Origin of the sequence: Citrobacter sp. XY323 (genome assembly GCF_025106035.1) — a bacterium.
GTDB lineage: Bacteria > Pseudomonadota > Gammaproteobacteria > Enterobacterales > Enterobacteriaceae > Citrobacter > Citrobacter braakii.
Window position 1 is genome coordinate 251,985 of the sequence record NZ_JANYUK010000012.1, and the last position, 22,814, is coordinate 274,798.

The 22,814-nt window shown below is 53.5% G+C and carries 20 protein-coding genes and 1 pseudogene; 11 read left to right on the top strand and 10 right to left on the bottom strand.

Translation table 11 applies throughout. The annotated features are described in order from the left end of the window. Positions 1–74: 74 nt before the first annotated feature. From nudF to parE, 5 genes are read left to right on the top strand one after another with little or no spacing between them, the layout of a single operon-like run. Positions 75–707, top strand: coding sequence for an ADP-ribose diphosphatase (gene nudF / locus N0B36_RS17170; protein WP_016154519.1), 633 nt, complete (start codon positions 75–77; stop codon positions 705–707). Further along, the gene (locus N0B36_RS17175) at positions 704–1,126 is read left to right on the top strand and encodes a DUF1249 family protein (protein WP_016154518.1); all 423 of its coding nucleotides are present in this window, start codon (positions 704–706) and stop codon (positions 1,124–1,126) included. The genes nudF and N0B36_RS17175 overlap by 4 nt, the downstream gene beginning before the upstream one ends. 24 nt (positions 1,127–1,150) lie before the next feature. Beyond that, complete coding sequence (cpdA, locus tag N0B36_RS17180) at positions 1,151–1,978, top strand: 3',5'-cyclic-AMP phosphodiesterase (protein WP_016154517.1); 828 nt, start codon at positions 1,151–1,153, stop codon at positions 1,976–1,978. Beyond that, on the top strand, positions 1,978–2,559 hold the full coding sequence (gene yqiA / locus N0B36_RS17185) for an esterase YqiA (protein WP_003024575.1): 582 nt from the start codon (positions 1,978–1,980) through the stop codon (positions 2,557–2,559). Before cpdA ends, yqiA begins: the two co-directional genes overlap by 1 nt. A 28-nt stretch (positions 2,560–2,587) precedes the next feature. Next, positions 2,588–4,480: a DNA topoisomerase IV subunit B gene (gene parE, locus N0B36_RS17190; RefSeq protein WP_003024571.1), complete on the top strand. Its 1,893-nt coding sequence runs from the start codon at positions 2,588–2,590 to the stop codon at positions 4,478–4,480. 100 nt (positions 4,481–4,580) lie between these two features. On the opposite strand, the gene N0B36_RS17195 is transcribed toward parE, so the two are convergent. From N0B36_RS17195 to qseB, 4 genes are all read right to left on the bottom strand, one after another. Beyond that, positions 4,581–4,895, bottom strand: coding sequence for a putative quinol monooxygenase (locus N0B36_RS17195; RefSeq protein WP_016154515.1), 315 nt, complete (start codon positions 4,893–4,895; stop codon positions 4,581–4,583). 30 nt (positions 4,896–4,925) lie between these two features. Then, positions 4,926–5,507, bottom strand: a complete 582-nt coding sequence (locus N0B36_RS17200) for an NAD(P)H-dependent oxidoreductase (RefSeq protein ID WP_016154514.1) — start codon at positions 5,505–5,507, stop codon at positions 4,926–4,928. Positions 5,508–5,616: 109 nt separating this feature from the next. Beyond that, entirely contained in the window at positions 5,617–6,966 is a 1,350-nt protein-coding gene (gene qseC, locus N0B36_RS17205) for a quorum sensing histidine kinase QseC (protein ID WP_049283276.1), read from the bottom strand. Beyond that, positions 6,963–7,622, bottom strand: a complete 660-nt coding sequence (qseB, locus tag N0B36_RS17210) for a quorum sensing response regulator transcription factor QseB (protein ID WP_049283275.1) — start codon at positions 7,620–7,622, stop codon at positions 6,963–6,965. Before qseB ends, qseC begins: the two co-directional genes overlap by 4 nt. Before the next feature lie 152 nt (positions 7,623–7,774). Between qseB and N0B36_RS17215 the strand changes: the two genes are divergently transcribed. The 4 genes from N0B36_RS17215 (at position 7,775) to ftsP (ending at position 12,964) form a co-directional block, all read left to right on the top strand. Then, positions 7,775–8,170, top strand: a complete 396-nt coding sequence (locus N0B36_RS17215) for a YgiW/YdeI family stress tolerance OB fold protein (protein ID WP_016154511.1) — start codon at positions 7,775–7,777, stop codon at positions 8,168–8,170. Between the two features lie 118 nt (positions 8,171–8,288). Next, entirely contained in the window at positions 8,289–10,547 is a 2,259-nt protein-coding gene (gene parC / locus N0B36_RS17220; protein ID WP_016154510.1) for a DNA topoisomerase IV subunit A, read from the top strand. Between the two features lie 195 nt (positions 10,548–10,742). After that, positions 10,743–11,480 (top strand): 1-acylglycerol-3-phosphate O-acyltransferase, encoded by a 738-nt coding sequence (plsC, locus tag N0B36_RS17225; RefSeq protein WP_016154509.1) that lies wholly within the window; start codon positions 10,743–10,745, stop codon positions 11,478–11,480. A 71-nt stretch (positions 11,481–11,551) separates the two neighbouring features. Then, on the top strand, positions 11,552–12,964 hold the full coding sequence (gene ftsP / locus N0B36_RS17230) for a cell division protein FtsP (RefSeq protein ID WP_016154508.1): 1,413 nt from the start codon (positions 11,552–11,554) through the stop codon (positions 12,962–12,964). A gap of 16 nt (positions 12,965–12,980) precedes the next feature. On the opposite strand, the gene N0B36_RS17235 is transcribed toward ftsP, so the two are convergent. Next, on the bottom strand, positions 12,981–14,456 hold the full coding sequence (locus N0B36_RS17235) for a TrkH family potassium uptake protein (protein WP_049283273.1): 1,476 nt from the start codon (positions 14,454–14,456) through the stop codon (positions 12,981–12,983). Between the two features lie 199 nt (positions 14,457–14,655). On the opposite strand from N0B36_RS17235, the gene N0B36_RS17240 reads away from it, so the two are divergent. Beyond that, positions 14,656–16,827 (top strand): YgiQ family radical SAM protein, encoded by a 2,172-nt coding sequence (locus N0B36_RS17240; protein WP_259688662.1) that lies wholly within the window; start codon positions 14,656–14,658, stop codon positions 16,825–16,827. 85 nt (positions 16,828–16,912) lie between these two features. On the opposite strand, the pseudogene N0B36_RS17245 reads toward N0B36_RS17240, so the two are convergent. From N0B36_RS17245 to yqhD, 3 genes and pseudogenes are all read right to left on the bottom strand, one after another. Next, a pseudogene (locus N0B36_RS17245) lies at positions 16,913–17,093 on the bottom strand (hypothetical protein); the annotation flags it as partial. 48 nt (positions 17,094–17,141) lie between these two features. Then, positions 17,142–17,969: a 2,5-didehydrogluconate reductase DkgA gene (gene dkgA, locus N0B36_RS17250; RefSeq protein WP_259688663.1), complete on the bottom strand. Its 828-nt coding sequence runs from the start codon at positions 17,967–17,969 to the stop codon at positions 17,142–17,144. A gap of 306 nt (positions 17,970–18,275) precedes the next feature. Then, on the bottom strand, positions 18,276–19,439 hold the full coding sequence (yqhD, locus tag N0B36_RS17255) for an alcohol dehydrogenase (protein WP_003838168.1): 1,164 nt from the start codon (positions 19,437–19,439) through the stop codon (positions 18,276–18,278). A gap of 194 nt (positions 19,440–19,633) precedes the next feature. On the opposite strand from yqhD, the gene N0B36_RS17260 reads away from it, so the two are divergent. After that, on the top strand, positions 19,634–20,533 hold the full coding sequence (locus N0B36_RS17260) for an AraC family transcriptional regulator (RefSeq protein ID WP_029139662.1): 900 nt from the start codon (positions 19,634–19,636) through the stop codon (positions 20,531–20,533). A gap of 77 nt (positions 20,534–20,610) precedes the next feature. On the opposite strand, the gene yghB is transcribed toward N0B36_RS17260, so the two are convergent. After that, positions 20,611–21,270: a DedA family general envelope maintenance protein YghB gene (gene yghB, locus N0B36_RS17265; protein WP_016154504.1), complete on the bottom strand. Its 660-nt coding sequence runs from the start codon at positions 21,268–21,270 to the stop codon at positions 20,611–20,613. Positions 21,271–21,401: 131 nt separating this feature from the next. Further along, positions 21,402–22,589, bottom strand: a complete 1,188-nt coding sequence (gene metC, locus N0B36_RS17270; protein WP_259688664.1) for a cystathionine beta-lyase — start codon at positions 22,587–22,589, stop codon at positions 21,402–21,404. Positions 22,590–22,814: the final 225 nt, after the last annotated feature.

Consider the following 22,814-nt stretch of genomic DNA (forward strand, 5'->3'; position numbering starts at 1 on the left):
ACAAGGGCGTTCAAACATCAGTCAAACGACCTTGAAATTCACATTTTAATCACTATTGGTTTCAGGACAGCACAATGCGTAAACCAGACAACTTGCCAATGACTTTCACTAAAAATGATGTAGAAATTATTGCACGAGAAACGCTATACCGCGGTTTTTTTTCACTGGATCTTTATCGGTTCCGCCATCGCCTGTTTAACGGTGGTATGAGCGGTGAGGTAAAGCGCGAAATTTTTGAGCGCGGACACGCGGCAGTCTTGCTACCCTTTGACCCTGAGCGGGACGAAGTTGTTCTGGTCGAGCAGATCCGTATCGCAGCGTTTGATACCAGCGAAAGTCCGTGGCTCCTGGAAATGGTGGCCGGAATGATTGAAGAGGGCGAAACCGTTGAGGATGTGGCTCGTCGTGAAGCGATGGAAGAGGCCGGGCTGGAAGTTAAACGTACCAAGCCCGTTCTGAGCTATCTGGCAAGCCCTGGCGGCACCAGTGAGCGCCTGTCTATTTTAGTTGGCGAAGTGGACGCCACGACCGCGAGCGGGATCCACGGTCTGGCTGATGAAAACGAAGATATTCGTGTTCATGTGGTGAGCCGGGAGCAGGCTTATCAATGGGTTGAAGAGGGGAAAATCGACAACGCGGCTTCTGTCATCGCCTTGCAATGGTTACAGCTGCACTATCAAGAGTTAAAAACTGAGTGGAAAAAATGAAGCGTTACACACCTGACTTCCCTGAAATGATGCGCCTGTGCGAAACCAACTATTCGCAATTGCGCCGTCTGCTGCCGCGTAATGACGCAGCCGATGAAACAGTGAGCTATCAGGTCGCAAACGCACAATATCGGTTAACGATCGTTGAATCGACCCGATACACTACGCTTGTCGCGATCGAACAAACGGCACCCGCGGTCACTTACTGGAGCCTGCCGTCATTGACAGTCCGCCTGTATCATGACGCGAGGGTGGCCGAAGTGTGTTCGAGTCAGCAGATCTTTCGCTTCAAAGCGCGGTATGATTATCCAAATAAAAAGTTGCATCAACGCGACGAAAAGCATCAAATTAATCAGTTTCTGGCCGACTGGTTACGGTACTGTTTAGCACATGGAGCGATGGCGATTCCGGTTTATTAGCGTCGTGAAACCTAAGGACACCATTTGGAAAGCCTGTTAACCCTTCCTTTGGCTGGTGAGGCCAGAGTCAGGATCTTACAAATTACAGACACTCACCTGTTTGCCGAAAAGCATGAAACGCTGCTGGGTGTAAACACCTGGGACAGCTATCAATCCGTACTGGATGCAATACATGCAGAGTCGCCTGAATACGATCTGATCGTCGCGACTGGTGATTTGGCGCAGGATCAATCCGCTGCGGCCTATCAGCATTTTGCTGAGGGCATCGCAAGCTTTCGTGCGCCCTGCGTTTGGCTACCGGGCAATCACGATTTTCAGCCGGCAATGTACAGCGCGCTACAGGACGCGGGGATATCACCCGCTAAACGCGTCTTTATTGGTGAACAGTGGCAAATCCTGTTGCTGGACAGCCAGGTATTCGGCGTTCCCCACGGTGAATTAAGCGAATTTCAGCTCGAATGGCTGGAACGTAAACTTGCCGATGCGCCTGAGCGCAATACTTTGCTGCTTCTGCATCATCATCCTCTGCCTGCAGGCTGTAGCTGGCTCGATCAGCATAGCCTGCGTAATGCCGCAGAGCTGGATAACGTGCTGGTGAATTATCCTCGTGCCAAGTATTTGTTGTGTGGGCATATTCATCAGGAACTGGATTTGGACTGGAACGGACGCCGCCTGCTGGCGACGCCGTCGACCTGTGTGCAGTTTAAGCCACACTGTTCCAACTTCACGTTAGATACCATCAGCCCCGGCTGGCGGACGCTGGAGCTTTTTGCTGACGGGACGTTGCAGACTCAGGTACGCCGTCTGCAGGGTAATCGGTTCCACCCTGATACCGCTTCAGAAGGCTACTGATGTCTACGCTTCTTTATCTTCACGGATTTAATAGTTCTCCTCGTTCGGCGAAGGCATGTTTGCTGAAAAACTGGCTGGCGGAGCATCATCCGCACGTTGAGATGATCGTACCCCAGTTGCCACCGTATCCGGCCCAGGCCGCAGAGATGCTGGAATCGATCATTCTCGAACATGGCGGAGAGTCGCTGGGAATTGTCGGTTCCTCGTTGGGAGGCTATTACGCCACCTGGCTGTCGCAATGTTTTATGCTGCCCGCGGTGGTGGTGAACCCTGCTGTCCGACCTTATGAACTGCTGGTCGACTATCTCGGTCAAAACGAGAACCCCTACACGGGGCAGCAATATGTGCTAGAGTCACGCCATATTTACGATCTTAAAGTCATGCAGATTGACCCGCTGGAAGCGCCGGATTTGATCTGGCTGCTTCAACAAACGGGCGATGAAGTGTTGGACTACCGCCAGGCGGTGGCGTATTACGCCTCCTGCCGCCAGACAGTTATTGAGGGCGGAAACCACGCATTCACGGGCTTCGAAGATTATTTCAACCCGATTGTCGATTTCCTTGGACTGCACAGTTTCTGACGATCAATTCGAATTGCTTATTTAAACCATGACGCAAACTTATAACGCTGATGCCATTGAGGTACTCACTGGGCTTGAGCCGGTACGCCGTCGCCCGGGGATGTACACCGATACAACCCGTCCGAACCATCTTGGACAGGAAGTGATTGATAACAGTGTGGATGAAGCACTGGCGGGCCACGCAAAACGCGTGGACGTGATTTTACATGCCGACCAGTCTCTGGAAGTTATTGATGATGGCCGCGGCATGCCGGTAGACATTCACCCTGAAGAGGGCGTTCCGGCGGTAGAGCTGATCCTCTGTCGTCTGCACGCAGGCGGTAAGTTCTCCAACAAAAACTATCAGTTCTCTGGTGGTTTACATGGGGTAGGGATCTCCGTGGTCAACGCCCTGTCGAAGCGTGTGGAAGTGAACGTGCGCCGCGACGGGCAGGTGTACAACATCGCGTTTGAGAACGGCGATAAGGTGCAAGATTTACAGGTTGTCGGTACCTGCGGTAAACGCAATACCGGAACCAGCGTGCACTTCTGGCCGGATGAAAGCTTCTTTGACAGCCCGCGTTTTTCCGTTTCGCGCTTAACGCACGTACTGAAAGCCAAAGCGGTGCTGTGCCCTGGTGTTGAGATCACCTTTAAGGATGAGGTCAATAACAGTGAACAGCGCTGGTGCTACCAGGATGGCCTGAATGACTATCTGAGCGAAGCGGTGAATGGCTTGCCGACGCTGCCGGAAAAACCGTTTATCGGTAATTTCAGCGGTGAAACAGAAACCGTGGACTGGGCGCTGCTCTGGCTGCCGGAAGGCGGCGAGCTGCTGACTGAAAGCTATGTGAACCTGATCCCAACCATGCAGGGCGGTACGCACGTTAACGGCCTGCGTCAGGGTCTGCTGGATGCAATGCGCGAGTTCTGTGAATACCGCAATATTCTGCCGCGCGGCGTGAAGCTGTCGGCGGAAGATATCTGGGATCGCTGTGCTTACGTGCTGTCAGTAAAAATGCAGGATCCGCAGTTTGCCGGACAAACCAAAGAGCGCCTCTCTTCGCGGCAGTGCGCGGCATTCGTCTCTGGCGTGGTGAAAGATGCTTTCAGCCTGTGGCTGAACCAGAACGTGCAATCAGCCGAACTGCTGGCTGAGATGGCGATTTCCAGCGCCCAGCGTCGTCTGCGGGCGGCGAAAAAAGTGGTGCGTAAAAAGTTGACCAGCGGTCCGGCGTTGCCGGGGAAACTGGCGGACTGTACCGCACAGGATCTTAATCGCACCGAACTGTTCCTCGTCGAAGGTGACTCGGCGGGCGGATCGGCTAAACAGGCGCGCGATCGTGAATATCAGGCGATCATGCCGCTGAAAGGTAAGATCCTCAACACCTGGGAAGTTTCTTCCGATGAAGTGTTGGCCTCGCAGGAAGTTCACGATATTTCGGTGGCGATCGGCATCGATCCGGACAGTGATGATCTGAGCCAGCTGCGCTACGGTAAGATCTGTATTCTGGCGGATGCGGACTCCGATGGTTTGCATATCGCCACGCTGCTTTGCGCGCTGTTTGTGAAACACTTCCGTACGCTGGTGAAACACGGTCACGTCTATGTGGCGCTGCCGCCGTTATACCGTATCGACCTCGGTAAAGAGGTGTATTACGCGCTGACGGAAGAAGAGAAAGCGGGCGTGCTGGAGCAGTTAAAACGCAAGAAAGGCAAGCCGAACGTGCAGCGCTTTAAAGGTCTGGGTGAAATGAACCCGATGCAGCTGCGTGAAACCACGCTGGATCCGAATACCCGCCGCCTGGTGCAGCTCATCATCGATGACGAAGACGATCAGCGTACCAACGCAATGATGGATATGCTGCTGGCCAAGAAGCGTTCTGAAGATCGCCGTAACTGGTTGCAGGAGAAAGGCGACCTGGCGGATCTCGAAGGGTAATTGACCGTGAATGCCTGGTGGCGCTGGGCTTACCAGTCCTGAGGATTGCAGTATAAGCCGGATACGTCTGTTTATGGCGTTATCCGGCAAATCGACAATCTTAAATGCCAGACTCCAGAATACGAATACTCATGTCCAGCACGTCGCCTTTCACGGCTTCGCTATAGGCTTTCATATGCGGTGTCTGCAAATGCGCTTCAAGATGCGCAATGCTTTCCCACTGTTCAACCATCACGATTGAGTCCGGGGCTGTGGTCTGAAAACTGACGCCAGCAGCATGATCGACCATCGGCGCGTAGCCGTGGCAGCCTTCTTCTTTCAATACGGTTGGAACGATTTTAGCGAATTGATCCAGTACCGCCTGGCGGTGATGTTGACCTGGACGTGTACGGATTTCTGCAATAACGGTAAGCATGGTTAACTCCTTCTAATTCCAGGTTACCAGTTAACCAAAAATTTCGCTCAGATGCTTGCGATATTCTGCGATATAACGCGGGACGTCCGGCATTTTAATCACGTCATTGGTGATAAAGGTCGGCAGCGCTTCCATTCCCAGGAACTGGTTTGCTTTATGGAACGGGAGATAAACGCCATCAACGCCAACGCCATGGAAGAACTGATCTTTTTCAGTGAAAGCTTCCATCGGTGCGTTCCAGGTCAGTGACAGCATGTATTTTTTGCCCTGAATCAGCCCACCGGAGCCGTATTTTTTAGACGCATCTGAACGCGTGCGACCATCGCTGGCGTACAGCGTACCGTGACCTTCGGTAAACACGTCATCAATGTATTTTTTCACGGTCCACGGCGCACCCATCCACCAGCCAGGCATTTGCCAGATAACCACATCGGCCCAGACGAAGTTCTGTACTTCATCAGAAATGTCATAGTCGCTGTCGGCGCGCACGATTTTAACATCATGCCCGAGGTCGCGCAGAAGGCCATCCGCGACCTCGGTCAGGGTGTCGTTTAACTGACCGTTGGAGTGGGCGAATTTTTTCGCACCATTGATAATCAGAATGTTGCTCATTTTGTGTCCTCAGGGAAATACCTTTGAAGACGATTTTACCCCTACCAGCGACGCGGTGAAATTAGCAAAATGTGCAAAGTCTTTTGCTATTTGAGCAATAATAACGCAATTACCAACTGACCTTCGCTTCAAAGCCACCTTGCGGAGCGTTGCCAAACGAGGCTGACATTCCATGCAATATTGCGATACGGCGGACAATCGATAGGCCGAGACCGCTGCCGGTCACGCTTTGTCCCGGTGGACGATAAAAGCGTTCCCCGATGTGCATAAGGACCTCTGGCGCAACGCCAGGACCATTATCCTTGACGCTAAAATTCCGGGCGTTGAGCGTCACTTCCACAATGCTACCCCGGGGGCTGTAGCGGATCGCATTATCCAGTAGATTTCGTACCATCAGGCTCAGCAACAGCGGCTGTCCTGTGCGCATGATGTTGTGCGCGTTAATCTGCAAACGCACGTCGATGTGCGCCTGCTGGGCTGGATGGTAGATATCCATCACCGCGGATTGCAAAAGCTCCTCCAGCGAGATTTTCGCCACATCCTGAAGATTGTCGAGGGAGTCGAGGCGTGAAAGCGTCAGTAACTGATCGACCAGTCGGGTGGCGCGTTCAATTCCCGCATGCAACTGTACCAGCGCTTTTTCCCGCGTTTGCGGGTCGTCGTCTGACAGTTGCACCACTTCAGTTTGTACTTTCAGCGCGGTCAACGGGCTGCGCAGCTCGTGGGCAGCATCAGAAGTGAAGCGCCGTTCGCGGACCATCATGGAATGGGTGCGGGTAAACAACTGATTGAGCGATTCAACCAACGGGCGTACTTCGCTTGGCACACCTTTCGGGTCGAGCGGCTCCTCCGATTCCGGTGAGCGCCAGCGCAGAGCCTGCGCCAGTTTTTTTAGCGGCCTGAGTTCACGGCTAATCATGACCACCAGGATTAGCAACATCAGCGGCAGCGCAATCAGCCACGGTGTTAACTGGGCGGTGACGATCGACAGCGCCATATCCTCTCGATACTCCCACTCCTGGCCTACCACAATGCGGTATTTGCCGTCAGCGGAATTCAGCCACAGAAAACGCCATGCGTCGTTGTCCCCCTTGAGTTGGCCATCGGTAAAGCCTTCGCGGGTGTAGCTGTAGGGAATGTCCTGGCCGTTGTCGCCATCGTGCAATACCATTTTGCCGTCGATGGTGAAGATGGCAAACGTCAGCGCGTCGTCATCAATATGGCCGTGCTTGAGCTTCTTCGGCGTGCGAGCCATATTGCTTGAGGTGGTGACGTCGCTGATATCCAAGGTGCTAAGCCGCTTGGCGAACAACATCAGTTGGGTATCAAACAGCTCATCGACATTGTCGGTGGTCTGCTTCCAGGCTACAAAGCTCGAAACGGCCCAGGTTGCTGATGCCAGAATCAGAAAAATAAGCGTTAGCCTGACGCGCAGGCTGAGGCGTTGTGTGAGTTTCATGCGTCACCCAGGGTGTAGCCAATGCCATGCACGGTACGGATAAAGTCGCTGCCGAGCTTACGGCGTAAGTGATGGACGTGTACCTCAATCGCATTGCTGGAGACGGTTTCGTCCCAGGTATACAGTTTTTCTTCAATCAGTTTGCGGGGCAGGACGCGACCCTTATTGCGCATCAGCAGCTCCAGTAGAGCGAACTCTTTGGGTTTGAGAGACAAAGGCTCATCTGCCGACGTGGCAACCAGCGCGCCGGGATCGAGCGTCACCTGACCATGGCGCAATATGTTGCTCGCCTGGCCGCTGGCACGGCGCACCAGCGCCTCCAGCCTGGCGGCAACTTCGATCAGCGCAAAGGGTTTGCACAGATAGTCATCCGCGCCGAGACGCAGACCCTCAACGCGTTCCGCCAGCGCGTCGCGAGCGGTCAGAATCAGCACTGGCTCCTGCTTCCCGTTGGCTCGCCATTCGCGCAAGATGTCCCGTCCGTCGATGCCTGGCAGCGTCAGGTCGAGGATCACCGCATCATAAGGGGCGCTGTAGAGCGCTTCTTTCCCCTGGCGACCCTCGGTAAACCAGTCGATGCTGAAACCCATTTTACTCAGACCTGTTTTCAGGCCGTCGCCGATCAACGTGTCATCTTCGATCAGTAAAATACGCATATGTTCTTCCCTGCAGCCGCTCTCATTAGCGTCAGTAAACCTTGTGACTACAGCCTCTGTACAGCAAAAAAAGTATCTTTTTTTGCCTTAAGAACTTGTTAAGGATTAACTTATTTAATAGTCGTAAACCAAAATGAAAGGGAGACATGACGATGAAAAAATTAGCTGCAATGGTTGCCGTAATGGCACTGTGTTCCGCACCTGTTCTGGCAGCGCAGCAGGGCGGTTTCTCTGGACCGACAACCACCACGCAAAGCCAAAATGGCGGATTTGTCGGCCCGAATGGTAGCAGCGCGACGGTAGAAAGCGCCAAATCACTGCGTGATGACACTTGGGTTACCCTGCGCGGGAACATCGTTGAGCGTATTTCCGACGACCTGTATGTGTTTAAAGATGCGACCGGCACAGTGAATGTGGATATCGACCACAAGCGCTGGAACGGCGTAACCGTCACACCGCAGGATGTGGTTGAAATCCAGGGGGAAGTGGATAAAGACTGGAACTCCGTTGAAATCGACGTGAAACAGATTACCAAAGTTGCCAAATAATCCCCATCAGGGCCGCACTCGTGGCCCTTTTCTTTGTGACTCAACACGCCAGATAGGGTAGTATCTGCGGCAATATTGCCCTTCAATAGAGGGGTACAAAGTTGAGGAACCACGATTAATGAGCGATATGGCAGAGCGCCTGGCGCTGCATGAATTCACGGAAACCGCCTATCTGAACTACTCCATGTACGTCATCATGGACAGGGCGTTGCCGTTTATTGGCGATGGTTTGAAACCCGTTCAGCGTCGCATCGTGTACGCGATGTCCGAACTAGGGCTGAATGCCAGCGCCAAATTTAAAAAATCCGCCCGTACCGTCGGTGACGTACTGGGTAAATACCACCCACACGGCGACAGCGCTTGTTATGAAGCGATGGTGCTGATGGCGCAGCCGTTCTCTTACCGCTATCCGCTGGTTGACGGGCAGGGGAACTGGGGGGCGCCGGACGATCCGAAATCCTTCGCGGCGATGCGTTATACCGAATCCCGCCTGTCTAAATATGCGGAAGTTCTGCTGGGTGAACTTGGCCAGGGAACGTCGGACTGGGTGCCAAACTTCGACGGCACCATGCAGGAGCCGAAGATGCTGCCTGCGCGTCTGCCAAATATTCTGTTGAACGGCACGACCGGTATTGCCGTTGGTATGGCGACGGACATTCCGCCGCATAACCTGCGTGAAGTGGCGAAAGCGGCGATTACCCTGATTGAGCAACCGAAAACAACGCTGGATCAGTTGCTGGACATCGTGCAGGGGCCGGATTACCCGACCGAAGCGGAGATCATTACCTCGCGGTCGGAGATTCGTAAGATTTACGAAAACGGACGCGGCTCCGTACGTATGCGCGCGGTATGGACGAAAGAAGACGGCGCGGTGGTGATTTCCGCGCTGCCGCATCAGGTTTCCGGGGCAAAAGTGCTGGAGCAGATCGCCGCTCAAATGCGCAATAAAAAGCTGCCGATGGTAGACGACCTGCGCGACGAATCGGATCACGAAAACCCGACCCGTCTGGTGATTGTCCCGCGCTCCAATCGTGTGGATATGGAGCAGGTGATGAACCACCTGTTTGCCACCACCGATCTGGAAAAAAGCTACCGCATCAATCTGAATATGATCGGTCTTGATGGTCGTCCGGCGGTGAAAAATCTGCTGGAGATCCTCACCGAATGGCTGGCGTTCCGCCGCGATACCGTACGTCGTCGCCTGAACTATCGTCTGGAAAAAGTGCTTAAACGCCTGCATATCCTTGAAGGTTTGCTGGTGGCGTTCCTCAACATTGACGAAGTGATCGAAATTATTCGTCATGAGGATGAACCTAAGCCCGAGCTGATGTCGCGGTTTGGCATTTCTGAAACCCAGGCTGAAGCCATTCTTGAGCTGAAATTACGCCACCTTGCCAAACTCGAAGAGATGAAAATCCGCGGCGAGCAGGATGAGCTGGCGAAAGAGCGCGATCAGCTGCAAGGCATTCTGGCTTCCGAGCGTAAAATGAGCAACCTGCTGAAGAAAGAGCTGCAGGCTGATGCCGAGGCCTATGGCGACGAACGCCGCTCTCCGCTGCAGGAACGTGAAGAAGCGAAGGCGATGAGCGAGCACGACATGCTGCCGTCAGAGCCAGTGACCATTGTGCTGTCCCAGAGTGGTTGGGTGCGTAGCGCGAAAGGCCACGACATTGATGCGCCGGGATTAAGCTATAAAGCGGGCGACAGCTTTAAGTCTGCGGTGAAGGGTAAGAGCAACCAGCCGGTGGTGTTCGTGGACTCGACCGGACGCAGCTACGCCATCGACCCGATTACGCTGCCGTCGGCGCGTGGACAGGGTGAACCGCTGACCGGGAAGCTCACGCTGCCGCCGGGCGCGACGGTTGAGCACATGCTGATGGAAGGCGACGATCAGAAACTGCTGATGGCATCCGATGCGGGTTACGGTTTTGTCTGCACCTTTAACGACCTGGTAGCTCGTAACCGTGCTGGTAAGGCATTGATTACGCTGCCAGAAAATGCGCGCGTTATGCCGCCGGTTGTGATTGAAGATGAAACCGATATGCTGCTGGCAATCACCCAGGCCGGTCGCATGTTGATGTTCCCGGTAAGCGATTTGCCGCAATTGTCAAAAGGCAAAGGGAACAAGATTATCAATATCCCTTCGGCGGAAGCGGCGAAAGGCGAAGATGGCCTGGCGCAGCTCTACGTGCTGCCGCCACAAAGCACGCTGACTATCCACGTCGGTAAGCGCAAAATTAAACTGCGTCCTGAAGAGTTGCAGAAAGTGACCGGCGAGCGTGGCCGTCGCGGTACGCTAATGCGTGGTCTGCAGCGTATCGATCGCATTGACATTGACTCGCCTCGACGCGCCAGTCACGGCGACAGCGAAGAATAACGCTACCGTCCGGCTCTCCCTGTTTTAGCCCGGGGAGAGCCAACGTTAAAAATTCCCGTGAAACCGTTGTTTATTCGTGCGTTGCGATTAACAATACGCTTTTCCAGAGAGCCGCCCTTAACAAAGCCCTAACCTGATACTGCGTGATGAATCAGGTGACGTAAAATGCCAGGCTCTTAGGCCTCAGAGGTTGTTATGCTATATATTTTTCGTTTAATCATTACTGTTATTTACTGCGTTCTGGTCTGTATTTTCGGTTGCATATACTGTCTGTTCAGCCCACGAAATCCAAAACACGTCGCAACGTTCGGTCATATGTTTGGCCGCCTGGCTCCCCTTTATGGCCTGAAGGTTGAGTGCCGCATGCCGGCAGACGCGCAGAACTATGGTAATGCTATCTATATTTGTAATCATCAGAACAACTATGACATGGTTACCGCTGCGAATATTGTTCAGCCGCCGACGGTGACGGTAGGTAAAAAAAGCCTGTTGTGGATCCCATTCTTCGGGCTGCTGTACTGGTTAACCGGCAACCTGCTGATTGACAGAAACAACCGTACCAAAGCGCACAGCACCATTGCGGCGGTGGTGAATCATTTCAAAAAACGTCGTATTTCTATCTGGATGTTCCCGGAAGGAACGCGCAGCCGTGGTCGCGGTCTGCTACCGTTTAAAACCGGCGCGTTTCATGCGGCGATTGCGGCGGGTGTCCCGGTTATTCCGGTGTGCGTTTCAACTACCTCGAACAAGATAAAACTCAACCGACTCAATAATGGTCTGGCGATTGTAGAGATGTTGCCACCGGTAGATATTAGCCATTTTGGGAAAGATCAGGTTCGTGAACTGGCAGCGCATTGCCGTACGCTGATGGAACAAAAAATCGCAGAACTCGATAAAGAAGTTGCTGAGCGGGAAGCCGCCGGTAAGGTTTAATCCGCGCAATTCGGGTTTGTTACAGGAAAAGATTTCCTGCGTGTTAATCGCCAGTTTTTCATGGAGTTTATATGTCATTCAGTCGGCGTCAGTTCATTCAGGCATCGGGGATCGCACTGTGTGCAGGTGCTGTTCCGCTGAAGGCTAATGCTGCCGGTCAGCAACAACCGTTACCCGTACCTCCGCTGCTGGAGTCCCGTCGGGGGCAGCCGTTATTTATGACGCTGCAACGCGCCCACTGGTCCTTCACGCAAGGCACGCGCGCACCTGTCTGGGGGATTAACGGTCGCTACCTGGGACCGACGATCCGCGTCTGGAAAGGGGATGACGTCAAGCTTATCTACAGCAACCGTCTGACTGAAAATGTCTCGATGACTGTCGCTGGATTACAGGTGCCAGGCCCGCTGATGGGCGGCCCGGCGCGCATGATGTCCCCTAATGCAGACTGGGCACCAGTGCTGCCGATTCGTCAGAATGCCGCTACGCTGTGGTATCACGCCAATACGCCAAATCGTACTGCCCAGCAGGTTTATAACGGTCTTGCCGGGATGTGGCTGATTGAAGATGAAGTGAGTAAATCACTGTCTATTCCCAACCACTACGGCGTGGATGATTTTCCGATCATTATCCAGGACAAGCGTCTGGACAACTTTGGTACGCCGGAGTACAGCGAACCCGGCAGCGGTGGTTTTGTCGGTGATACCCTGCTGGTCAACGGGGCGCAAAGCCCGTATGTCGAAGTCTCTCGCGGCTGGGTGCGTTTGCGTTTGCTGAACGCTTCAAACTCGCGTCGTTACCAGTTGCAAATGAGCGATGGCCGCGCGCTGCATGTGATTTCCAGCGATCAGGGCTTTTTACCTGCGCCCGTTTCGGTGAAGCAGCTCTCGCTGGCGCCTGGCGAGCGCCGTGAGATCCTGGTGGATATGACTAACGGAAATGAGGTCTCTATCACCTGTGGTGAGGCGGCCAGCATTGTCGACAGGATCCGCGGATTCTTTGAGCCTTCCAGTATTCTCATCTCCACGCTGGTATTGACGCTGCGCCCGACCGGTCTCCTGCCGCTGGTGACCGACAGTCTGCCAATGCGCCTGCTGCCAACGGAAATCCTCAGTGGTTCACCGATTCGCAGCCGTGATATCAGTCTGGATGACGATCCCGGCATCAACGGTCAGCTGTGGGACGTCAACCGCATGGATATTACCGCTCAGCAGGGCTCCTGGGAGCGCTGGACGGTACGAGCGGATATGCCTCAGTCTTTCCATATCGAAGGCGTCTCGTTCCTGATCCGTAATGTGAATGGCGCAATGCCGTTCCCGGAAGACCGGGGCTGGAAAGATACCGTCTGGGTCGACGGCCAGGTTGAATTACTGGTCTACTACGGACAACCTTCCTGGGCTCATTTCCCGTTCTACTTTAACAGTCAGACGCTGGAAATGGCGGATCGTGGCTCGATCGGACAGATGTTGGTGAACCCGGCGCCGTAATGCGCCGGAGTTTCCGTTACGCCCGCCAGAACATGCGCGAGAACAGGATCAGAATGGGGTAAATCTCCAGACGCCCCATGATCATGGCCGCGCACATCAGAAGTTTTGCCTCCTCGTTTAAGGTGCCAAACGTCGTTGCGGTGATGCCAAACCCCAGCCCCATGTTATTGATGCAGGCGGCTACGGTGGCGAAAGAGGAGAAGAGATCGTAGCCCATCAGATTGAGCGCCCAGATAAAAAAGCTGGTAAATAAAACGTAGAGAAAGAAAAAGCTCCATACCGAACGCACTACTCGGTCGCTTACCACGTTATTGCCCACTTTGATATTCAGCAGGGCGCGAGGATGCGCGAGCTGATGTAACTCCTGACGGCATTGCTTGAACATAATCAAAAAACGCAGCACCTTAATCCCCCCGCAGGTCGAGCCGACACAACCGCCGAAGAAACTGGCGCTGAGCAGCATGAAGATCGTGTGCGAAGGCCACTGCGCATAATCCGCCGTCGACAGGCCATTATCTGTCAGCATGGAGCTGGCCAGAAAAAAGGCATGCACCAGGCTGTCCGTGATCCCGTACATACCCGCCCGCCAGACCTGCCAGGTGGCGATCAGGGTGACAACCAGCGCAATAAGCAGAAAGAAACGCAGCTCGGCATTACGACGAAAGGGCTTAAAGGTACGTTTCACAATAGCTACGTACCAGAGGGTGAAGTTAAACGCAGACAGCAGTGAAAACAGTCCGGCGACTAACTCAATAGCGTGGCTGTTATAAAAGCCGATGCTCTCGCTACGGGTGGAAAATCCGCCGAGAGAGACCGTCGACAGCCCGTGGCATAAGGCATCGAAAAACGACATCCCGGCAATCCAGTAGGCCAGAGTACAAATAAGGCCGAGAATGACGTAGGTCAGCCACAGCGTACGTGCGGTATCAGCAAGCCTTGGCGTGAGGCGTTCTTCTTTAAAGGGACCTGGCATTTCAGACTGATACAGCTTCATACCACCAATACCCAGCAGGGGTAATACCGCCACGGCAAGGACAATAACCCCCAGGCCGCCAATAAAATTGAGCTGAGCCCGATAGTACAGATACGATTTTGGCAAGGCGCTGACGTCGTCAATCACCGTAGCGCCAGTGGTGGTTATCCCGGAAACCCCTTCGAACAGGGCATCGGCAAAGGAGAGATTTAAGCCATCGTCCATCCACATCGGCATGGCGCTGATAAACGAAAACAGCAGCCAGAATAGGACGATAATGACGAAGCCATCCCGGGTTCGTAGTTGAATTCCTGCATGTTTGGTTGCCAGCCACGCTCCACCGCCGAGGGTAAAGAACGTCATAAATGTGCTGAAAAAGGCGAAAAAGCTCCGCTCTTTATTTAACAGAGCAATGGCCATCGGCGGCAGCATGGAGAAGCTGTAGAGAAGAACCAGAAATCCGCACAGGTGAACAACTACCCGTAACTGGGAAATATGCAGTGAATCGTTGAGTCGCAATGAAAAATCCCCCGCCGAAAAAGAGTTATCTCAGCTGGCCGGCATGGTGTTAATTATGAATGATAAAAATGGGCGTCGTAAAATTTAACAATTTAAATCACTTTCTACTTGTCTGACTCAGACTCCACTTCATTTCTTGCCGACATACAGCGTATAATCCCCGGCCTTTGATTATTTTTTTACCATTTTTGGAAGCACTATGAGCGCAATATCCCTGATCCAGCCGGACAGAGACCTTTTCTCCTGGCCGCAGTACTGGGCTGCCTGTTTTGGCCCGGCACCATTTTTGCCGATGTCACGCGACGAAATGGACCAACTTGGCTGGGATAGCTGCGACATCATTCTGGTTACCGGCGATGCATACGTCGATCATCCCAGCTTTGGCATGGCAATTTGCGGCCGTATGCTGGAAGCGCAGGGCTTTCGTGTTGGGATTATCGCCCAGCCGGAGTGGAACAACAAAGACGATTTTATGTGTTTGGGTAAACCGAACCTGTTCTTTGGTGTTACCGCGGGCAACATGGATTCGATGATCAACCGTTATACCGCCGATCGCCGACTGCGCCATGACGATGCTTATACGCCAGACAACGTGGCGGGCAAACGCCCGGACCGCGCGACGCTGGTCTATACCCAGCGCTGTAAGGAAGCATGGAAAGATGTGCCGGTTATTCTCGGCGGTATTGAGGCCAGCCTGCGCCGTACCGCGCACTACGACTACTGGTCTGATACCGTTCGTCGCTCCGTGCTGGTGGATTCAAAAGCCGACATGCTGATGTTCGGTAACGGCGAACGTCCGCTGGTGGAAGTGGCGCATCGTCTGGCGATGGGTGAAACTATCGATCAGATCCGCGACGTGCGTAACACCGCGATTATGGTTAAAGAAGCGCTGCCGGGCTGGAGTGGGGTGGATTCCACGCGTCTCGACACGCCGGGCAAAATTGACCCGATCCCGCATCCGTACGGCGAGGATTTGCCGTGTGCCGACAACAAACCTGTCGCACCGAAAAAGCAGGAAGCGAAAGCGGTAACCGTACAGCCGCCGCGCCCGAAACCGTGGGAAAAAACCTACGTGCTGCTGCCGTCCTTCGAAAAAGTGAAGGGCGATAAAGTGCTGTATGCACATGCGTCGCGTATCCTGCACCACGAAACCAACCCAGGCTGTGCGCGCGCGCTGATGCAAAAGCATGGCGATCGCTACATCTGGATCAACCCGCCAGCCATTCCGCTCTCTACCGAAGAAATGGACAGCGTCTTTGCGCTGCCGTACAAGCGCGTGCCGCATCCGGCGTATGGCGACAGCCGCATTCCGGCCTACGAGATGATCCGTTTCTCGATCAACATTATGCGTGGCTGTTTTGGCGGCTGCTCGTTCTGTTCGATCACCGAGCACGAAGGCCGCATTATCCAGAGCCGCTCTGAAGACTCGATCATCAATGAAATCGAAGCTATTCGCGACACCGTTCCGGGCTTTACCGGCGTGATTTCCGATCTCGGCGGCCCAACGGCGAACATGTATATGCTGCGCTGTAAGTCACCGCGTGCGGAGCAAACCTGCCGTCGTTTGTCATGCGTCTACCCGGATATCTGTCCGCATATGGATACCAACCACGAGCCGACGATTAACCTCTATCGCCGTGCGCGTGATTTGAAAGGCATTAAAAAGATCCTTATCGCTTCAGGTGTGCGCTATGACATCGCGGTTGAAGATCCGCGCTATATCAAAGAGCTGGCGACCCACCACGTGGGCGGCTATCTGAAGATTGCGCCAGAGCATACTGAAGAAGGCCCGCTGTCGAAGATGATGAAGCCGGGGATGGGCAGCTACGATCGCTTTAAGGAATTGTTCGACACCTACTCTAAACAGGCCGGTAAAGAGCAGTACCTGATCCCGTACTTTATTTCTGCGCATCCTGGGACGCGTGACGAGGATATGGTGAATCTGGCGCTGTGGCTGAAGCAACGTCGTTTCCGTCTGGATCAGGTGCAGAACTTCTATCCATCACCATTGGCGAACTCCACAACCATGTATTACACCGGGAAAAACCCGCTGGGTAAAATTGGTTACAAGAGTGAAGACGTGGTGGTGCCGAAAGGTGATAAACAGCGTCGTCTGCATAAAGCGCTGCTGCGTTACCACGACCCAGCCAACTGGCCGTTAATCCGCCAGGCGCTGGAAGATATGGGGAAAAAGCATCTGATCGGTGGTCGTCGCGAATGTCTGGTTCCGGCGCCTACGCTGGAAGAGATGCGCGAAGCGCGTCGCCAGAACCGTCATACCCGTCCGGCGTTGACCAAGCACACGCCTGTGGCGCATCAGCGCCAGACGCCTGCCGCGAACAAAAAACGTGGGAAAGTAGCAGGGCGCTAATCTGTCTTGCCCGGGAGTGAAATGTTTACCGGGCCTGAAAGACCGTCGGCCGGATAAGGTGCCATCTGGCAGAAGTGCTCAGTATTTATGCCTCACGAATTCTGGCCGCTAATGCGGCCAGTTTTGCATCATCTGCCCGTTCATGATCGTGTGACGACAGATATCCTTCATACTGCTCGAAAAATTGGTTCTGCTGCGATTCAATCGGCTTCCAGTGGGGCAGAGCGCATGGGACTCAATTAGCTGTGCACGTGGTCTACGCCGAAATTCAAATCAGTAAAGGCCCGACAAGAGGTCGGGCAGGAGAGAAGGGGTTAACCGCCGAACTGGTCCGGGTCTGGTCCCAGACGTTTGCCCTGATCGAGCTTTGCGATTTCGCCTAATTCATCTTTATCCAGGCGGAAGTCCCAGACGTTAAAGTTTTCTGCGATACGCGCAGGGGTGACTGATTTCGGAATAACCACCAGGCCGCTATCCAGATGCCAGCGGATGACAATCTGCGCCGGTGATTTGCCATATTTCTCCGCGAGATCGCGGATGATCTTTTGATCAAAGACGTCTTTGCCGCCCTGCGCCAGCGGGCTCCAGGATTCGGTCTGGATTTTATGCGTTGCGTTCCAGGCGTGCAGTTGGCGCTGTTGCATAAGCGGATGAAGTTCTATCTGGTTAATCATTGGTGGTACGCCGGTTTCATCCATCAGTCGCTGGAGATGATTGATCTGAAAGTTACACACGCCGATGCTCTTAATCAGCCCTTCTTTTTGCAGATCGATCATGCTTTCCCACGCTTCAACGTAGTGGTCGATCGCCGGAACCGGCCAGTGCATCAGATAAAGATCGAGGTAATCGAGCCGGAGTTTCTCCATGCTTTCGAGCAAGGCTTCCCGAGGGCGTTTCTGGTCATCATTCCATAGCTTGGTGGTGATGAATAACTCTTCCCGCGGTACGCCCGCATCGCGTATTGCTTTGCCGACACCTTCTTCGTTTTTGTACGCCGCAGCGGTATCAATTGAGCGATACCCCACTTCCAGCGCTTTATGAATGGCAGTGATGACCTCTTCGTTACTTGCCTTCCAGACCCCCAGGCCCAGCTGCGGCATGACGTTACCATCCTGTAGTTTAATAATGGTTGGACCGGTCATAATTCCTCCCCTGAATTGAGTTTACCGAGGCAAGCCCCGGTAAGTTAGGTGTGACTTAAGTCTGGCCTATCCTCGTCATACTTCAAGCTGCATATGCGTTGGCTTTATTACGTGGCCCATCCATGGGCCTCGCCCTTTCAGGGCCGCTGCAAGCAGCGTTCAAATCTGCTCCCGGCAGGTTTGTCGTTTCACCCCCAGTCACTGACTTATGTAAGCTCCTGGGGATTATCTCCTTTGCCGCCTTTATGCAACTCGAAATATTTAGAATATAAATACCCAAAAATGAAAGGCGGAGGTGAAAAAAACTTAGCGGGCAGCTTCGTAAATCCGACGGCTGACCTCGAGCGTAATGTCCTGATGTTCGCCCAGTTTCGTACCGCCGTGCGCTTGCAGTTTTTCCAGTAGCGCCGGGATGGAGCTACCGTCCAGGCCGTAGTCAGACAGACGAGTCGGTACGCCCATTTGTTCGAAGAAAGCGCGGGTTGCGGCAATAGCGGCGTCGATGCGTTGGTCATCGGAACCTTCAGTGATATTCCAGATACGCTCTGCGTATTGCAACAGTTTGGCACGTTTGGTATCGCGTTTTTCATTCCACAGCGCTGGCAGAACGATAGCCAATGTTTGAGCATGATCCAGACCGTGCATTGCGGTCAGTTCGTGGCCCAGCATATGCGTTGCCCAGTCCTGTGGTACGCCTGCGCCAATCAGGCCGTTCAGCGCCTGGGTTGCCGCCCACATAACGTTCGCACGCACGTTGTAATTTTCCGGCTCCTGCAATGCTTTCGGGCCTTCTTCTACCAGCGTAAGCAGAATACCTTCAGCAAAGCGATCCTGAATTTTCCCGTCTACCGGATAAGTCACATACTGCTCAACGGTATGTACGAACGCATCTACGACGCCGTTCGCAACCTGACGCGGCGGCAGGGTATAGGTGTAAACCGGATCCAGTACGGCAAATACCGGCTGCACAAATGGGGTCATAAAGGCCAGCTTATCGCCGGTGGTTTTACGCGAAATGACCGCGCCGGAGTTAGATTCAGAGCCGGTTGCTGGCAGGGTTAATACGGAGCCCATCGGGATAGCGCTTGTTACGTCGTTGCCGTGGGTTTCCAGAATGCGCCATGGATCGATGCCGTCAGCGTATTGTGCTGCAGCCGCGATGAATTTGGTGCCATCCAGCACCGAACCGCCGCCTACCGCCAGCAGGAACGTCACTTTCTCATCACGCACGATTTTTACCGCGTTCATCAGCGTTTCATAAGACGGGTTCGGCTCAATACCGCCAAACTCCAGCACGTCCAGGCCTTTCAGCGCATCCTGAACTTGTGCCAGGACACCGGTTTTTTTCACGCTACCGCCGCCATAGGTAACCAATACGCGAGCATCCTGAGGGATTTGATCGCGCAGCTCAGCAATCGCACCTTTACCAAACAGAATGCGGGTTGGGGTATGGAGATTAAAGTTGTTCATTGCTCGTTCCCTTATGTGGGTAAAAAAAGAGGGCAGGAGAGTGTCTGCCGGATGATGAACATTGTGGTCGTCAGCCGCGCTGCTCTCAATGCTCATTTCTGCCGATGTCTTGCCCATTTCTACAGACTGCTGGAGAAAACGGATAAATCTGCGCATTATGTCAGGGTTGCAAACCGATGATGAAATGGTGCTCTATGAACCGTGATGAGATCTGCCTCCTGCTGACAGATAAAATTAAGCAGCTGAAAAACAATGAAAATAAACTCAGCGAACTGCTGCCAGATGTCCGCCTGCTGCATGGAACTGAGCCGGCAGCGCGTACACCGGTAATGTATCAGCCAGGAATCATATTTCTCTTTTCGGGACATAAAATTGGTTATATCAATGAACGTGTATTTCGTTATGACGCCAACGAATACCTGTTGCTAACCGTACCGTTACCCTTTGAATGTGAAACGTATGCAACGCCGGAGGTTCCCCTGGCCGGTATCTACCTGAATGTCGATATTCTGCAATTGCAGGAGCTGTTGATGGACATTGGGGAAGATGAGCTGTTCCAGCCCGCCATGGCGGCCAGCGGGATCAACTCCGCGACGCTTTCTGACGAAATTCTTTGCGCCGCTGAGCGCCTGCTGGATGTGATGGAGCGACCGCTGGATGCGCGTATTCTGGGGAAACAGATTATTCGCGAGATCCTCTACCATGTGCTGACCGGGCCGCGCGGCGGCGCATTACTGGCGCTGGTTAGCCGCCAGACGCATTTCAGTTTGATAAGCCGTGTGCTAAAGCGCATTGAAACCAAATACACCGAAAATCTCAATGTCGAACAGCTGGCGGCAGAAGCGAACATGAGCGTGTCGGCGTTTCATCATAATTTTAAAGCGGTGACCAGCACGTCGCCGCTGCAATACCTGAAGAGCTATCGTCTGCATAAAGCACGGATGATGATGATCCACGACGGGATGAAGGCCAGTGCGGCTGCCATGCGCGTCGGCTATGAGAGCGCATCGCAATTCAGTCGGGAATTCAAACGTTTCTTTGGCGTAACGCCAGGGGAGGATGCGGCCAGAATTCGAATGATGCAGGGGAGTTAAACTTGCTCAGCGCTGGCCTGATAAGCGAAACGTCATCAGGCGAAAATGCCGGGGGAACCCCGGCCTACGGTTAATACTCAGGCGCTACAGTATTTTTTTTTAATCACGACAAACAGGGTACCCAACAGACCCGCGGTTAACAGGGCAATCGGCAGGATCATTAAAAAGGTCATCACCTGATCTTCATGGCGTTTGACGAACGGGATCATGCTCAGCGCATAGCCAAAGCCGGTGACGACGGTGACCCACAGCAGACCGCTCAGCCAGTTAAAAAACTGGAACCGACGGTTTGGCAGGCCCGAAATTCCCGCCATTGTTGGCAGCAAGGTACGAACGAATGCCAGGAAACGCCCAGCCAGCAGTGCCATCAGCCCGTGTTGGTCAAACATGCAGGTAGCGCGCTGATGATATTTATCAGGTAATTGCGCCAGCCAGCCTTTTACCGTCCGCGTGTTGCCCAGCCAGCGTCCCTGAATGTAGCTCAGCCAGCAACCCAGACTGGCTGCGGCAGTCAGAATAGCTATGGTAGGTATAAAACTCATCACGTCCTGAGCGATCAGCGCCCCTGCCAGCAATAACAGGCTGTCTCCGGGTAAAAAGGAGGCAGGCAGCAGGCCATTTTCTAAAAACAGTGTGGCGAACATTACGAAGTACACCACGCTCACAACGTGCGGATCCGCCAACGCGGCAAAATCGTGTTGCCAAAGCGCGGAGACAATATCTTGAATGACTACCATGGACTTTCCTGTGGAACAGCGTTTATGTGTGGATTGTACTCCTGAATTGTCCGGGATGCCTTGATCCCGGACGCAACAATTGCAGACTTTTCCACCAGAAGTGTCTGCATATATGTCCATCTATGGCAATTTTACTCGATTCGGGCAAATCCTGCGGCCAAATCGGCAATCAGATCGTCAACATTCTCTAAACCGATATGCAAACGGATGAGCGTTCCACTGAAGTCCACCTCGCCTTGGGGACGGATTGCGACAATGTGTTCCGGCTGATTAGCGAGAATCAGCGACTCAAAACCGCCCCAGGAGTAGGCCATGCTGAACAGGCTGAAGTGGTCGAGATACGCGGCCAGCTCTTCATGATTTAGTTTCTTATTCAATACAAATGAGAACAGTCCGCTGCTGCCGGTGAAATCACGCTTCCAGAATTCGTGGCCTTTACTGCCGGGCAGCGCGGGGTGGTTCACGCGGGCGACCTGCGGATGACTGGCCAGCCACTCTGCGACCTTTAAGCTGCTTTCATGATGTTGGCGCAGGCGAACACTTAGCGTACGCAGTCCGCGGCTGGTCATATAGGCGGTATCGGCGTCCAGCATTTGCCCCATCAGATAGGCATTTTCGCGCAGTTGATCCCAGCAACGGGCATTAGCTACCGCAGTGCCGACCATGGCGTCGGAATGGCCAATCAGATATTTGGTACCAGCCTGAATAGAAATATCGATGCCAAAATCCAGCGCTTTGAACAGCACCCCGGCAGCCCAGGTGTTATCAATTATGATGATCGCATCCGGCGCGACGCTTCTGACGGCGGCAACAATAGCAGGGACATCATGTACTTCCATGGTGACAGAGCCGGGAGATTCCAGAAATACGACTTTAGTGTTCGGCTGTATGTGCTTCACAATATCGGCACCAACCAGCGGATCGAACCATCCGGTGGATACGCCGAGTTTGCCGAGAATTTTGGTGCAGAAATCCTGGCTGGGTTCATAGGCGGTATTGGTCATCAGCACATTATCCCCTTGTTCCACAAAGGCGAGGATGGTGTTGGCAACGGCCGCCGCGCCGCAGGGGAACAACGCGCAACCCGCGCCGCCTTCCAGTTCACACATTGCCTCCTGCAGGGAAAAATGCGTCAGGGTTCCGCGACGTCCATAGAAAAGCGCACCGTTAGCACGGTTGTGCGTAGCCTGCTTTTTGGCCTCTACGGTGTCAAACACTAGCGAAGAAGCGCGCTGGATCACGCTATTTACCGCGCCCAGCGTGTACTTTTTACTGCGTCCTGCGTGAACGAGTTTGGTTTCAAGTTGCTTATCTGCCATGTCGTCTTACCTGTTTTTATACGTCTGGATGTCTAAACTACCATGAATCAAAGATGACGCATCCTGCAGAACGGTCATACAGTAGAAAATAATCTCAAAATGCTTCTGGTGACTTTTTTACTGCGTAAGCGCAAGGAAAAGAAACCAAAGGTGCGGCAATATGTAAATAGTAATGAGAACGACTATCAATTCGACGTCGTTTTGATATCATTACGCTCAGATTTT